This is a genomic window from Rhodococcus sp. NPDC079359, assembly GCF_040702585.1.
Classification (GTDB): Bacteria; Actinomycetota; Actinomycetes; order Mycobacteriales; family Mycobacteriaceae; genus Rhodococcoides.
In genome coordinates, this window is record NZ_JBFBLH010000016.1 from 1 (window position 1) to 12,916 (window position 12,916).

Annotated in this window: 15 protein-coding genes and 4 tRNA genes; 8 read left to right on the plus strand and 11 right to left on the minus strand. The window is 64.5% G+C overall.

The window, feature by feature from the left end; all coding sequences use genetic code 11:
- The 3 genes from AB0362_RS24665 to AB0362_RS24675 form a co-directional block, all read right to left on the minus strand.
- Positions 1-275, minus strand: a 275-nt coding sequence (locus AB0362_RS24665; protein WP_366236050.1) for an acyl-ACP desaturase, incomplete at its 3' end; no start/stop codon positions are given.
- A 271-nt stretch (positions 276-546) separates the two neighbouring features.
- Positions 547-622, minus strand: a tRNA-Lys gene (locus tag AB0362_RS24670).
- A gap of 69 nt (positions 623-691) precedes the next feature.
- Positions 692-1,945: a lipase family protein gene (locus AB0362_RS24675; RefSeq protein WP_366236183.1), complete on the minus strand. Its 1,254-nt coding sequence runs from the start codon at positions 1,943-1,945 to the stop codon at positions 692-694.
- 619 nt (positions 1,946-2,564) lie between these two features.
- Here AB0362_RS24675 and AB0362_RS24680 point away from each other — a divergent pair.
- The 6 genes from AB0362_RS24680 to AB0362_RS24705 all read left to right on the plus strand — a co-directional run bounded on the left by AB0362_RS24680 (position 2,565) and on the right by AB0362_RS24705 (position 4,777).
- Positions 2,565-3,233, plus strand: coding sequence for a TetR/AcrR family transcriptional regulator (locus AB0362_RS24680; protein ID WP_068047934.1), 669 nt, complete (start codon positions 2,565-2,567; stop codon positions 3,231-3,233).
- Positions 3,234-3,312: 79 nt separating this feature from the next.
- Positions 3,313-3,385: transfer RNA gene (locus tag AB0362_RS24685), tRNA-Glu, on the plus strand.
- Positions 3,386-3,509: 124 nt separating this feature from the next.
- Positions 3,510-3,583, plus strand: a tRNA-Asp gene (locus AB0362_RS24690).
- Positions 3,584-3,639: 56 nt separating this feature from the next.
- Positions 3,640-3,716 (plus strand) — tRNA-Phe (locus tag AB0362_RS24695).
- Between the two features lie 99 nt (positions 3,717-3,815).
- Positions 3,816-4,391, plus strand: coding sequence for a DUF6584 family protein (locus tag AB0362_RS24700; protein WP_366236185.1), 576 nt, complete (start codon positions 3,816-3,818; stop codon positions 4,389-4,391).
- A gap of 83 nt (positions 4,392-4,474) precedes the next feature.
- Positions 4,475-4,777, plus strand: coding sequence for a hypothetical protein (locus AB0362_RS24705; RefSeq protein ID WP_149405017.1), 303 nt, complete (start codon positions 4,475-4,477; stop codon positions 4,775-4,777).
- Between the two features lie 13 nt (positions 4,778-4,790).
- Here AB0362_RS24705 and AB0362_RS24710 read toward each other — a convergent pair whose 3' ends face one another.
- On the minus strand, positions 4,791-5,090 hold the full coding sequence (locus AB0362_RS24710) for an ANTAR domain-containing protein (protein WP_143536687.1): 300 nt from the start codon (positions 5,088-5,090) through the stop codon (positions 4,791-4,793).
- A gap of 90 nt (positions 5,091-5,180) precedes the next feature.
- A complete protein-coding gene (locus tag AB0362_RS24715) occupies positions 5,181-5,765 on the minus strand; it encodes a helix-turn-helix domain-containing protein (protein WP_149405019.1) in 585 nt (194 codons plus the stop codon).
- A gap of 97 nt (positions 5,766-5,862) precedes the next feature.
- On the opposite strand from AB0362_RS24715, the gene AB0362_RS24720 reads away from it, so the two are divergent.
- Positions 5,863-6,990, plus strand: coding sequence for a hypothetical protein (locus AB0362_RS24720; RefSeq protein ID WP_366236187.1), 1,128 nt, complete (start codon positions 5,863-5,865; stop codon positions 6,988-6,990).
- Here AB0362_RS24720 and AB0362_RS24725 read toward each other — a convergent pair.
- From AB0362_RS24725 to AB0362_RS24745, 5 genes are all read right to left on the minus strand, one after another.
- Entirely contained in the window at positions 6,917-7,834 is a 918-nt protein-coding gene (locus tag AB0362_RS24725; RefSeq protein ID WP_366236189.1) for a pseudouridine synthase, read from the minus strand. The genes AB0362_RS24720 and AB0362_RS24725 overlap by 74 nt on opposite strands.
- Positions 7,835-7,924: 90 nt before the next feature.
- Complete coding sequence (locus tag AB0362_RS24730) at positions 7,925-8,920, minus strand: NADP-dependent oxidoreductase (protein WP_366236190.1); 996 nt, start codon at positions 8,918-8,920, stop codon at positions 7,925-7,927.
- A gap of 12 nt (positions 8,921-8,932) precedes the next feature.
- Positions 8,933-9,358 carry an organic hydroperoxide resistance protein gene (locus AB0362_RS24735; RefSeq protein WP_366236191.1) on the minus strand — a complete coding sequence of 142 codons (426 nt, stop codon included), beginning with the start codon at positions 9,356-9,358 and terminating at the stop codon, positions 8,933-8,935.
- On the minus strand, positions 9,355-9,813 hold the full coding sequence (locus AB0362_RS24740; protein WP_317548255.1) for a MarR family transcriptional regulator: 459 nt from the start codon (positions 9,811-9,813) through the stop codon (positions 9,355-9,357). Before AB0362_RS24740 ends, AB0362_RS24735 begins: the two co-directional genes overlap by 4 nt.
- Before the next feature lie 97 nt (positions 9,814-9,910).
- The gene (locus tag AB0362_RS24745) at positions 9,911-10,957 is read right to left on the minus strand and encodes an iron-siderophore ABC transporter substrate-binding protein (RefSeq protein WP_366236192.1); all 1,047 of its coding nucleotides are present in this window, start codon (positions 10,955-10,957) and stop codon (positions 9,911-9,913) included.
- A gap of 251 nt (positions 10,958-11,208) precedes the next feature.
- Between AB0362_RS24745 and AB0362_RS24750 the strand changes: the two genes are divergently transcribed.
- A complete protein-coding gene (locus tag AB0362_RS24750; protein WP_317810635.1) occupies positions 11,209-12,291 on the plus strand; it encodes a 3-deoxy-7-phosphoheptulonate synthase in 1,083 nt (360 codons plus the stop codon).
- On the opposite strand, the gene AB0362_RS24755 is transcribed toward AB0362_RS24750, so the two are convergent.
- Complete coding sequence (locus AB0362_RS24755; protein ID WP_317532564.1) at positions 12,288-12,908, minus strand: alpha-ketoglutarate-dependent dioxygenase AlkB; 621 nt, start codon at positions 12,906-12,908, stop codon at positions 12,288-12,290. The two genes, AB0362_RS24750 and AB0362_RS24755, sit on opposite strands and share 4 nt — an antisense overlap.
- Positions 12,909-12,916 lie beyond the last annotated feature (8 nt).

The window sequence follows — 12,916 nt, forward strand, 5'->3', positions numbered from 1 at the left end:
TGGGAGAAGTTCTCGGCGATCTCACGGTGGTAGGACGGCAGGTTGTCCTCGGTGAGCAGGTTGGTGATCATCGCGGCCTGTGCGACGTCGGAGAGTTTGGACTGCTCCGGGTCGTAGTCCTGGCCGCCGAGTGCGGCGAAGTTACGACCTTCGTCCCACGGGACGTAGTCGTGAGGGTGCCACTCCCGCGCCATCGAGATGTGACGGTTCACATTGTCCTCGGCAGTGGGCACCAGCTCTTGCAGAAGCTCGAGCTGTGTCAGATCCCTCGCCATTAGATCGCCTCCATAGATTGCGTACGACCGGTCCAGCTTACGGCACCGTAGGTTCGGTGTGAACCGTGTCGAGCCTGTTCACTTGCTGTTCCGGCGGTCGTGATGTTCGGTGTCGATCGACGCGATGTGCCCCCGGAGCGCCGATCCTCCGACCGGCTTCCGCGAGTTCACGACCGCTGCAGTTCCCCCTGCACGTCGCTCGGCCTCGGCCGATCGTTACGTCCGAGTGTACGTTCCGGACAGGTGTGATCACTGTTACCCGGACGTTGTGTGGTGCCCCCAGTAGGACTCGAACCTACGACCTGCGGATTAAAAGTCCGTAGCTCTACCAACTGAGCTATAGGGGCGCGGCTCGAAAGTGTAATGGGCCGCGCGGTGCCGACGGGCAGTACCCCCGGCAGTGGTGCCGACCGGGGTCAGCGTCCGAAGCTGCTGCATCCGCTCGGCACCGGAATGCCGGCCAGTCGGTCGTCGATCCAGGCGTACGCGCCCGGGATGCCGCTGAACGCGACGATCAGGTGCTCGCCGAGATACTCCTCGAGTCTGACGTTCGCACCCTGCGCGCACCACTCGTCGTAGAGGGTCTCGGCTCCCTGTCGTGGAATCCAGAACTCCTGTTGTCCCTGGTAGATCATCGTGGGGATGGTGGGGGCGAGGTCGCCGCCGAGGCGGGTTGCGGCGATGACGCTCTCGGCGATCTCGGTGCGGTCGACGTTGGGAATGTCCGAGAGCGCCTGCACGGGGATCGGGGCCACCAGTCCACCGGGGGCGAGCAGGCTGACGCACATGTCCTTGGCGACGGTGGCCAGTCGCAGTCCGTTGGCGTTCATCAGCGAGAACAGTTCGGGGTACTCGCGGGCCACTCCGAGCGCTGCGGACAGGAAGAGCGTCGATGCCGCAGTTCCGTTCATCGACGTCAGCAGAATCCGATAGTCGGTCGGCGGACCACCGAACGCCGCGCCGACCAGGTTGACGTCGGGCGCGTACGAGGGCGCCAATTGCGCCGCCCAACCTGTGGCGATCGCCCCACCCGAATACCCCGTGACAGCGATGGGAGACGACGCGGGCAAACCGAGCTCGGGTAGCCGGACCATCGCTCGGAGGGCATCGAGTACCGCGTGCGCGGCCATGCGTCCGGCGGCGTACGCCTGCCGTGGCCCCTCGTGATCGGTGACGACGACGGCGTAGTTCTTGGCCAGGAAGGCCTGCACTGCCGGGATCTCCCGGGCCAACCCGCGCGGAAGCAGCCAGGACGGTGCGCACGTGTTGCCGAGTGAGTTGATGGCCATGTTGTACGCCACGACGGGCCGGCTTCCGGACCCGGTCCACGGTGCGGTCGGCACGATCACGGTGGTGGCCGCAGCAACGGGCCGGTCCTTGGAGTCGTTGGTACGAAACAGGATCTGCGTCGACGTGACCGGCGTGAACAGCGGCCCGACGGTCACCTGTCGGGTTGCCAGCACCGACCCGGGAGGTTGTTGTTCGTAGCCTGCGGGCGGATCGAACCAGGGCTCGCCCAGTGGGGTGGGTAGGTAGAGAGCTGGATCGGCGACGGGTGCCACGAAGTTGCCCAGAGGGTCGGCGGTCGCCGTTCCGGTCGTCGAGAGCGTGAGCACGGCCACCGCAATCACTGTCGTGATGGAACGAAATGCGCAGATCGATACCTTCATGGCATTCACTCGTCTCGGATCGGCCGATCTCCCCCTGTGGTGTATTTCACAGTAAGTCAGCGCGGGCGCGAGCTCGGTCGAAGACCGTGAACGTGTCGGAAACGTTACCGAGCGGTCTTTCTCATATCGATTACCGTGCAATCGATTTGACCGAATGCGCTCGGCACCGACGACGTATTCGTTTGGTGGGCAACAGATTTGAAATGCTAACGAGCAAGGCGAAGCAGTTCGTGCTCGAGATCCGTTACCGTGAAATGTAATTCGGTTTTCAACCGAAAGTTGTCCGTGCTCCCGGAGCGGCGTGGGCGACGCGTCGACCGTTCGGTTCGTGGGGAACGGACGGTGTCTCGGGCACCGCCGAAAGCGACTGGGTCGGCGTGTGGTTCGGCGCGGGGAGGGGCGCAGAAGTGCGGCTCGAGTGCGCACCCCCTGCAGCGCACTCGAGCCGCGCAGATCATACCATTCGGCTTGTTTCGGTTGCCTAACCGATTTTTCTGTCGGGTGTATGTGTCGAAGCGAACCGTAGGTGAGTCGACTCGCATGTCGTTCGGGTGAAGTACTCTCTATCTGTACTACCTGCGGATACGCAGGGCGCTCGGGGCTCGGAGGCACGGAATTCATGGCACAACAAGAGCGCGCACGGCGGACCCGGGCGGCCATCGTGGAGGCGGCGGCGGCGGAATTCGCCAAACGCGGATACGCAGCTGCATCCGTCAACACCATCTTGGAGGGCTCCAATGCCACCAAGGGCGCGATGTATTTCCATTTCCAGTCCAAGGAAGATCTGGCCCGAGCTGTGCTCGCTGCCGGACTGGATCGGTACGTCGCCATCACGGAGAAGTGGGCCGACACCACTGCGCATCCGTTCTACGTCATCCGCGGGATCGTGGACGACATCGCACAGAACTTCCAGAACGACGTGATCGTGCGCGCGGAGTTCCGGCTGATAGTCGAGCCGGAGTTCTACGCGGAGGTCCATTCGGGCGGCGGTCGAGTCTGGGGCGCTCAGGGGCTCGCGCAGGCCGAGCGTGCTCTGGCGATGGGTGACCTGAAGCCGGAGTTCGACGCGACCAAGTTCGTGCGAGTGCTCGCAGCGTCGATGGCGGGTCAGCGCTACATGTCGGATCTGGTGGCCGACAACGCAGATCTGCGCGAGCGGTTCGAAGAATCCGTCGAGGTCGTACTGCTAGCGATGGCGTCGGAGCGTTGGCTCGCCGAGTTCAAACTGCACGGGTGGGATCACTACAGTGAAAACTGCGCAAAAACCGCCTCTGACCTGCCGGTTTGAGATTTACAGCGAAAGTGTCCTAAGCTATCCCAGCTCCCAACGGAACGCCGTTGAGGGTAACGTCGAAGCAGTTCGGCGGGCCCCCTTCGTCTAGCGGCCTAGGACGCCGCCCTTTCAAGGCGGTAGCGCGGGTTCGAATCCCGTAGGGGGTACGTAGGAAGAGATCGGTTTGACAACCCGGTCGGCAGTACAGCATTCTTCGTCTCGCTCTCCGCGAGGTGCGGATTTGCAGTTCGGAGAGTTTCTACGCTAGAAATAGCGCGGCAACAACAGCAAGGCCCTGTGGCGCAGTTGGTTAGCGCGCCGCCCTGTCACGGCGGAGGTCGCGGGTTCGAGTCCCGTCAGGGTCGCAACATCGATACGAAAGTATCGGCATTGCGATGGCATTGTAGTACCGGTGCCGCCCGGCCAGGTAGCTCAGTTGGTACGAGCGTCCGCCTGAAAAGCGGAAGGTCGCCGGTTCGATCCCGGCCCTGGCCACCACGGTGTGGATCGACGAGCACATGTATCGACAAGCACGATGAAAGCCCCTTCCGGTACTCCGGCAGGGGCTTTTTCGCGTCCACGAGTTATTGTCGACGCGTGGACGTGATCGATCGAGCGCAGGAGGATCTGGCGCGCGGAGACAGCATCGCTGCCAGGGATCGACTGGTCGGCGCATTGGTCCGAAACCCGACATCGCCCGGCATTCTCGAATTGCTCGCGTACACGTATCTGGTACTCGGCGATCGTGCGGCTGCCGGAGCGGCATGGTTTCTCACCGACAAGTCCGACGACGATCCGACGGCGTCCGCTGCGTTCGCCGCACTGGAGAAGCAGTACAGATCGCCTCTGATGATGGCGCGGGCCCTGCCCATCCACGCGCCGTCCGATTGGTACCCCACCCGTGCGCGGATTCGGCTCGAACGGCTCGGGGCCGCGATCGAAGCCAACGGACAACAGTGGGTGCCGCCGCGAGACGTCGTCTACTTCGACGAGGACGGGCTGAACTCGGACGACTTCTACGACTCCGAACTCGATGCCGACGATGACGACTTCGCCGGTGCTCGTGCGGGGGCGAGCTACCGCACGGTGCGACAGCGAGCCATAGCGGCGACCATCGTGATCGCTATCGCCGCCACCTCGGCGTCCGTGGTCCTGGCGCTCGTCTTCGGCTGACACCGGTTCACGAACGAAGCATTCGACGCCGAGCGTAGAGTCGCGAAAGAATTTCCGGCCGACGATCGAGGGTGACGAGTTCCATGGGCACAGCGAACGGCGCGGCGTCACCGGCTCCGCGAGACGACAACTATGCCGTCAACCTCGAGCAGGCGAAGGTGTTCGCGAGAGGACTGGCCGAACACATCGAGACGTGTTCGGCCTCCATCGAACTGGCGCAGTCCAAGGCATTTCGAGCTCGCGCGGATCGCGCCGAATCCAAGGCCCGAGCATTCGAGTCCGAGGCGTCGGCGCTCCGCACCGAGCTGTACGAAATGTACCGACACATCGATGCGATGACGGCGCGCTTTCCCGAGCTACGCAGCGATCCATCCGTTCGCGGCTGACTCCCGGGTTCGATCAGACAGCTGCGGAATCGGTGACCATACCGAAGGTCGTCTCCGCGCCTCGACGGCCGAGTGCCGAGCCCCACACCTCGTACACCGCATCGGTTGCGGAGGATCGCTCGATGTCGCGGCCCTCCGCGACGGTGATGAGTGTGCGAGAGAGCTCGAACAGACTGACCCGGTGATTTCTCGCGGTCGTGAACAGCTCGTCGATGGCGTCGGCGACGGAGCCGCCGTGGATCCCGATGAGCACGCCGGTTGCGATGTCCACGTGAGTGCGAGATGCAGGCGATTCGGGCAGTCTGTCGGTCATCTTTTTCCTCGAGATGGTGTGGTCGGTGCGGATGACCGAAGCGGTCACTGGGGTCGAGCGGGCTTCACTGTCTCACACGGACATGACATTTCATACCGTCGGTTTCGCCCGCACGTGCATCCGCTCGCCCTGGGGTCCGAACAAGCTCAGAAGCTCGACCGGCCGGTCTCCGACGGCACCGAACCAGTGCGGCACACGAGTGTCGAATTCGGCTGCCTCACCGGCCTTCATCGTCAGATCGTGCTCGCCGAGAATCAGCCGCAGGGTGCCGTCGAGGACGTAGAACCACTCGTACCCCTCGTGGGTTCGGGGACGCGGCTCCGAGCTCTCCGGGCGAATCAGAAGCTTGTACGCCTGCAGGCCGCCGGGACGCAGCGTCAGGGGAAGGATCGTCACATGCTCGCGAACGGTGGCCGTGGTGCGCACCCGAGGATCCGCCACGGGAGGCGCAGTCACCAGATCGTCGAGTTTCATCTGATGGGCCCGAGCGATGGGCCACAGCAATTCGAGGCTGGGCTTGCGGTCACCGGACTCGAGCCGTGACAGTGTGCTGATCGAAATTCCCGTGGTGTCCGACAGTGAGGCCAGGGTGGTGTTCTTCTCCATCCTGATGCGCTTGAGGCGGGGACCGAGGCCTGCGATGACCTCGTCCAGGCCCTTGTTCGTGTCGTCCATGACTCCATTGCAGTTTCGGCAACCCAATTTGTCAAACCGGGAAACAGAGACGACCGAAAACCGCCCGTGGGCGCGGCGGGCGGCACATAATCGATCGATGACGGGTCGTTCGGGGACCACATACCGCAGTGGCATGATTCGCGACGCCTACGGCAGCCCCGCATCCGAGGCATTCATGGTCGTGGCCATCGCGACCATTCTGATCACCAGGGCATACCTGGAGTTGACCCACTATCCCCAGGTGGGGGGAAAGTCGCTGCACATCGCTCATGCCCTGTACGGCGGAGCGGCGATGATGCTCGCGCTGCTGATCGGGTGGATGTTCATCGGGTTCGGCGTTCGGGTGTTCACCGTGCTGCTCGGTGGGATCGGATTCGGGTTGTTCCTCGACGAAGTCGGCAAATTCGTCACCAAGGACAACGACTATTTCTACGGACCCTCGTCGGAGATCATGTACGTCCTGGTGGTCCTGCTGTTGGTGTTCAGCAGGATCGTCCGGGAGTTCCGCCGGCCCTCGGTCGACGAATCGCTGGCCAATGCGGCTGCGATCGCCGCCGACGGCGTCGCGCACGGACTGCCCGAGCATCGGCGCGACTGGGCGTTACGGATGCTCGCGCGCGCCGAGGCCGAGGGGGCCGACGCGGACACCGTGGCCGGGATCAGACTGTTGCTCGGTCGCTGTCGTTCGTCGACGTCGCGGACCCACTCGCTGTGGAACTTCGTTCCCCGGCTGATCCCCGCCTTCTTCACCAGCCCCCGGTGGATTCCCGTCGTCGGCTGGGGACTGGTTCTGCTCTCCGGGGCCGGAGTGGTGTTCGGAATCGTCGAACTCGTGATCGGGGACCTGGACATCGATCGGCGCGACCTGACGATCGACATCGACGGCATGGGAATTGCCAGCGGAATCCTGTTCGTCAGTGCCTGCCTCACCTTCGCCACGGCGCTGCCGGCGATGCTGCGGTTGCGCCCGGAAGGCCCGCTCTGGCCTCTGCGCATCCTCCGAGTGTCCGCGTTGATATTCACTCTGCTCAACGCCCTCGTGGACTTCGCTCAGGAAGGATTTGCCGCGCTGTTCAACGTTGCGATCGGATTGTTCGCGCTCGCAGTCATTTCGCATCGCATCACGGTGCGTACCGCCGAGATCGCCGACATCACGGCCGAATCTGCTGCATCGCAGGTGGTTCGAGGCTCCGATCGCTCTCGAACCGTCGAACCAGGCCGCTGAGCGGATCGACGAACTCGATCGAACGGGCCAACAGGCGGAGAGGGTCGGAGTAATCGTCGTCCGCGACATCGCGGAACGCCGGGTAGAAATTGTCGCCGACGATCGGAATTCCCAACGAGCACATGTGAACTCGAAGTTGGTGGGTCTTTCCGGTTCGCGGATGCAATCGGTACAGGCCGTGGGTTCCGAGCGTGTCGACGAGTTCCACGAAAGTGTCCGCATTGGGCTCGCCGGGTACCTCGCGGGCCTGGAGAACGCCGCGCTCCTTGATGATTCGGCTGCGTACGGTCAGCGGAAAGTCCAGGTCCTGGGCGAGTGGGGCGATGGCGTCGTACTGCTTGGTGATCGCGCGTTGAGCGAACAACTCCTGGTACGGCCGCCGAGCCTGCTGCCTGACGGTGAACACCAGAACGCCGGCGGTGAGTCGGTCCAGGCGATGCGCCGGACTCAGTTCGGGCAGGTCGAACCGGCGTCGGAGCAGGACGAGGGCAGATCGCGCGACGTAGGCGCCGCGTGGGGTGGTGGCCAGGAAGTGCGGCTTGTCGACGACGAGCAGGTTTTCGTCCTGATGGACAACGTCGAGGGAGAACGGCACCGTCGGCTCCACCGGCGGATCGCGGTAAAGATAGATGTCCGATCGCGGTTTCGCGACCGTCGTCGAATCGATGGGTACGCCTGCCGCGTCGACGATCTCGCCGCCGGCGACCTTCTCGGTCAGCCTGGCTGCGTCCTGGGGGAACCGGGCGCGCAGATGCTCGAGGACGGTCACCCCGGTTGCATTGTCCGGCATTCGCACCCGGGTGGGGTCGAGACCGTCGCGCAACGGCAGGGGAGCGGCGGGCATGCATCGACTCTAACCTGCTTGAGCATGGAAACACCCCGGTCGGAAATTCCGACCGGGGTGTGGACTGCGGTAGAACCTTTCGGGTCCGACTCAGATGGTGACGACCATCTTGCCGGTGTTCTCACCCTTCATCAGTCCGATGAACGCAGAGGGAGCGTTCTCCAGACCGTCGACGACTGTCTCGTCGAATTCGATTGCGCCACTGTCCAACCACTGGGTCATCTTCGTGCGGAATTCCTCCGTGAGGTGCGCGTAGGAGCCGACGATGAAACCCTTGAGCGTCAGTTCCTTGCCGATGGCAAGCGCGAGATTGCGCGGCGCGGGCGTCGGCTCGGTGGAGTTGTACTGAGCGATGGCTCCGCACATGGCAATTCGGCCGTACTTGTTCATCGAACCGATGGCAGCTTCGAGATGCTCGCCGCCGACGTTGTCGAAGTACACATCGATGCCGTCCGGTGCCGCCTTGCGGAGCTGCTCGGCGACCGGCCCGTCGTGGTAATCGAATGCCGCGTCGAAACCGAGCTCGAGCAAGCGAGCCACCTTGGCGGGGGAGCCCGCACTGCCGATGACCCGAGATGCGCCGAGCGCCTTGGCGATCTGGCCGACGAGCGATCCGACGGCACCGGCTGCGCCGGACACGAACACGACGTCGCCTTCCTTGAACGACGCGACCTCGGTCAGGCCTGCGTACGCCGTCGTGCCGGTCATTCCGAGTGCGCTGAGGTATGCCGAGGCCTTCGCGGCGTCGAGGTCGACCTTGCTTGCGCCCTTCGCCGGGACGACGGCGAGATCGCGCCACCCCTTGCCGTGCAGAACGGCGTCGCCGACAGCGAAGCCCTCGGCCTTGGACTCGACGACCTCGCCGACTGCGCCGCCGTCGAGCGGAGCGTCGAGCTGGAACGGTGGGACGTACGACTTGACGTCGTTCATCCGGCCGCGCATGTACGGATCGACCGACATCACGATGTTGCGGACGAGGATCTGCCCGTCGGCGAGCTCGGGGAGATCGACGACCTCCGCGCGAAAGTTGTCCTCCGTCGGCCAGCCTTGTGGGCGGGACGCGAGGTGAATTTCGTGTGCCTTCATGGTGATGAGTCCTTACTCGTCTTCGGTGACGGTGACGGTGACGTCGATGTTGCCGCGGGTGGCGTTGGAGTACGGGCACACCTGGTGGGCCTTGTCGGCCAATGCCTGTGCGTTCTCGCGGCTCAGGTTCGGCAGCGTCACCTCGAGGGTGACGGCGAGCTGGAAGCCGCCTGCGTCGTTGGGGCCGATGTCGACACGAGCGCCGACGGCCGAATCGGTGACGTCGGCCTTGTCCTGACGTGCCACCATCTGCAGTGCGGAGTGGAAGCATGCGGCGTAGCCGGCGGCGAAGAGCTGCTCGGGGTTGGTGCCGTTGCCGCTGCCGCCCATGGCCTCGGGGATGGCGAGATCGAGATCGAGCCGTCCGTCGGAAGTGCGGGAGTGGCCGTTTCGGCCTTCACCGGTGGCCAGTGCCTCGGCGGTGTAGATCGTCTTCATGATGCTCCTTCTGTCTTGCCGGAATCGGTGTGATGCAGAGCGCTCGTCAATGCGTCGAGCGACTCCTTGAGTTTGACGAGATCGTCGACGTTCATGCCGGTCTTCTCGGCGAGCTTGCGTGGAATGTCGAGTGCCTTCGTGCGCATGGCACTTCCGGCCTCGGTGAGGTGGATCTCGACGCGACGTTCGTCGGTGCTCAGGCGTCGGCGCTCGATGAATCCGAGACCTTCGAGCCGCTTGAGCATCGGCGACAGAGTGCCGGTGTCGAGATCGAGTTCGGCGCAGATGTCCTTGACGCCGCGCCCGTCCTGTTCCCACAGCACCAGCAGTACGAGGTACTGCGGGTACGTGACGCCGAGCTCGTCGAGCATCGGGCGGTACACCGCGGTGGTAGCCCGCGAAGCGGAATACAACGCGAAGCACACCTGACGGTCGAGTGCGAGTTCGTTGGCCACTTCGAGAACAGTAGTGCACGGTTGAGTTGTGCGCAACCTATCTGTCCGATGTGAGCGGAACCTCGTAGCCTGCTACGAGGTTCCGTGCACATGAGGGTCAGTTCTGCAGGGCGTTCTTCAGGCCGTCGAGCACGATGGTTGCCGCCGTCGGGCCTGCGTTGAGGTACCACGGATCGTCGTCTACTCGGACGATGTGGTTCTCGGTGGCCGCGCTCATTCCGGTCCACAGCGGGTTGGTGGTGTACGACGCGGCGCTCGAATCGGCTTCGGCGTCCTGGCTGGAGACGAACACCCAGTCCGCGTTCGCCAGTTGAATTTCTTCCTCGCTGAAGTCCTGCGAGGTCTTGTCGAACTGCTGGCTTTCCGGTCGGGCCAGTCCGGCGTCCCAGGCGATGTAGCCCGCGAACGACGGGATGCCGAACACGCGTGCCCGGTCGGCGGTGAAGCGGACGAACGAGACCGTGGGTGCGTCACCGCTCGCGAACGAATCACCCAGTGCCGCAGCATCGGAGGTGAAGGTGTCGACGAAGCTCTGTGCCTGCTCGGTGCGGCCCAACGCGTCGGCGAGAAGCAGGAAGTCCTGTTTCCAGTTCACTCCGGTGCCCTCGGTGAGTACGGTCGGCGCGATGGTCGACAGCGTCGAGTAGATGTCCTCGGAACCGGCCTCGTTCGCCAGGATGAGGTCGGGTTCGATGGCGGCGATGGCCTCGATGTCGACCTCTTGCCGGTTGCCGACGTCGACGAACCGGTCCATCCGGTCCGCGTACTGCGGGAACCAGAAGCTGATGTAATCCGGGACCAGAGCGGCACCGTCTCCGTAGGCGACTCCGGTGGGTACGACGCCCAGAGTGAGGGCTGCGTCGAGTTGGCCGGTGGCGATGACGACGATCTTCTTCGGTTCGGCGGGGATTTCGGTGGAGCCGCCGAAGTGGCCGACCGTGCGGGGGAACACTCCGTCCGCGGCACCCGAACCCATCCCGTCGGGGATGCCGGTGGGGCCGGGTGCGTCCGTGGCACTGTCGTCGGCGGTGGCCGAGGCCGTACTGGTGGAGGGACCGGCCGTCTGCTCGGCGGTGCCCCCGCAGGCGACGGTGGTCAGTGCGGTGACCGCGGCGATCGTGGTGGCCACGAGTAGACGTTTCACTTCGTTCTCTTTCACAGGGCGGGCGTAAGCAGGTAACGCTAGCCTAATCCTGATCGGGCTGAGGTCCGCGATTCGTTCATCTGCTACGGTGCTTTTCATGCAGCGCACGTATTTCTGGTTTAGCAGGCCGGCCCCGGGTGGGTCAGCCAGCGACGCCATGCGCTGACCCTCCACCCCACGAGCCGGATACAGACCGGCTCGAAGTGCGTGTGGAGCATGAGGAGCCGGCCTGGGAACAGGAACGACCCGTCATGACACTCTCTCTCGACACCCCACCTCTCGATGATCAGCGGACCATCAGCATCAGTCCGCTGGTTGCTCCGTCGGTGCTGCGCCGCGACCATGCAGTGGACGACGCCATCTCTGCCACCGTCAGAAGCGGCCGCGCCGGCGTGGTCGACGTGCTGGACGGCCGTGACGATCGACTGATCGTCGTCGTCGGCCCGTGCTCGGTGCACGACACCGATGCTGCCCTCGACTACGCCCGACGCCTCGCGGCCAAGGCGTCCGAACTGGGCGATCGCCTGCACATCGTCATGCGGGTCTACTTCGAGAAGCCGAGGACGACGCTCGGGTGGAAAGGATTGATCAACGATCCGCACCTCGACGGCAGCTTCGACATCAATGCCGGCCTGCGCGTGGGACGTCAACTGCTGCTGGATATTTCCGCGCTCGGCCTGCCGGTCGGGTGCGAGTTCCTCGACCCGATCACCCCGCAGTACATCGCAGACCTGGTCAGCTACGGCGCAATCGGTGCGCGGACTGCGGCCAGTCAGGTGCATCGCCAGCTGTGCAGTGCGTTGTCGATGCCGGTGGGGATCAAGAACTCCACCGAGGGCGACATCCAGGTCGCGGTCGACGGTACCCGCGCTGCCGCCGCGAGCCACGTCTTCCCCGGCACCGACCTCGACGGCCAGGCGGCTCTGATCCGCACCGTAGGAAACCCGGACTGTCACGTCATTCTGCGCGGCGGCGTCGACGGGCCGAACTACGATGCCGAATCGGTCGCCGATACCGTTGCACGCCTGCGTAAGTCGGGCCTACCGGAGCGAGTCGTCATCGACGCCAGCCACGGCAACAGCCGCAAGGACCACAACAAGCAGGTCGACGTGGTCACCGACGTGGCAGCACGGGTCGCGGCAGGCGAACACGGCATCGTAGGTCTGATGCTCGAGAGCTTCCTGGTCGCGGGGCGTCAGGATCTCGAGCTGGGCCACCGTGACGATCTGGTGTACGGGCAGTCGATCACCGACGCCTGCCTCGACTGGACCACCACGGCAACGCAATTGGACACACTTGCGGCCGCGGTGGAGAAGCGCCGGGCCTCGCGCTAGCGGACCCCGCGCGGTCGGAACTGCACGCTGATGCGTGGGCCGGTCGCGCGGGTGGACTTGGGTACGGCATGTTCCCAGGTTCGTTGACACGAGCCACCCATCACCACCAGGTCGCCGTGACCGAGCGTGAACTTCAACGACGTTCCACCGCCGCGCGGTCGGAGCATGAGTTGCCGTGAGGCACCGAGGGATACGATCGCAACCATGGTGTCCTCGGTGGCGCTGCGACCGATGTTGTCACCGTGCCAGGCGACGCTGTCGGATCCGTCGCGGTAGTAGCACAGTCCGGCGGTGGCGAACGATTCTCCGAGTTCGGCGCGGTAGTGCTCGTCGAGGGCATCGCGCGCGTCGTACAGTGCGGCGTCGGGCCACCGCTCGCGCTCGGCGTAGAACCGAACCAGGCGCGGGACATCGACCACGCGGTCGTACATCTGCCTGCGCTCGGCCCGCCACTCGACGGAGTCCACCAGTGAATCGAACAGGTGGGTATCGGACAACCAACCCGGCCGAACGTCCACCCACGCCCCGCGTGTGAGTTCGCGACGGGTGACGGACTCGAGCGACCCGACGCCACCGTCGGCGTCACCGAACAACGAGCCCTGCATGGCGAGCGACATGACCGTCA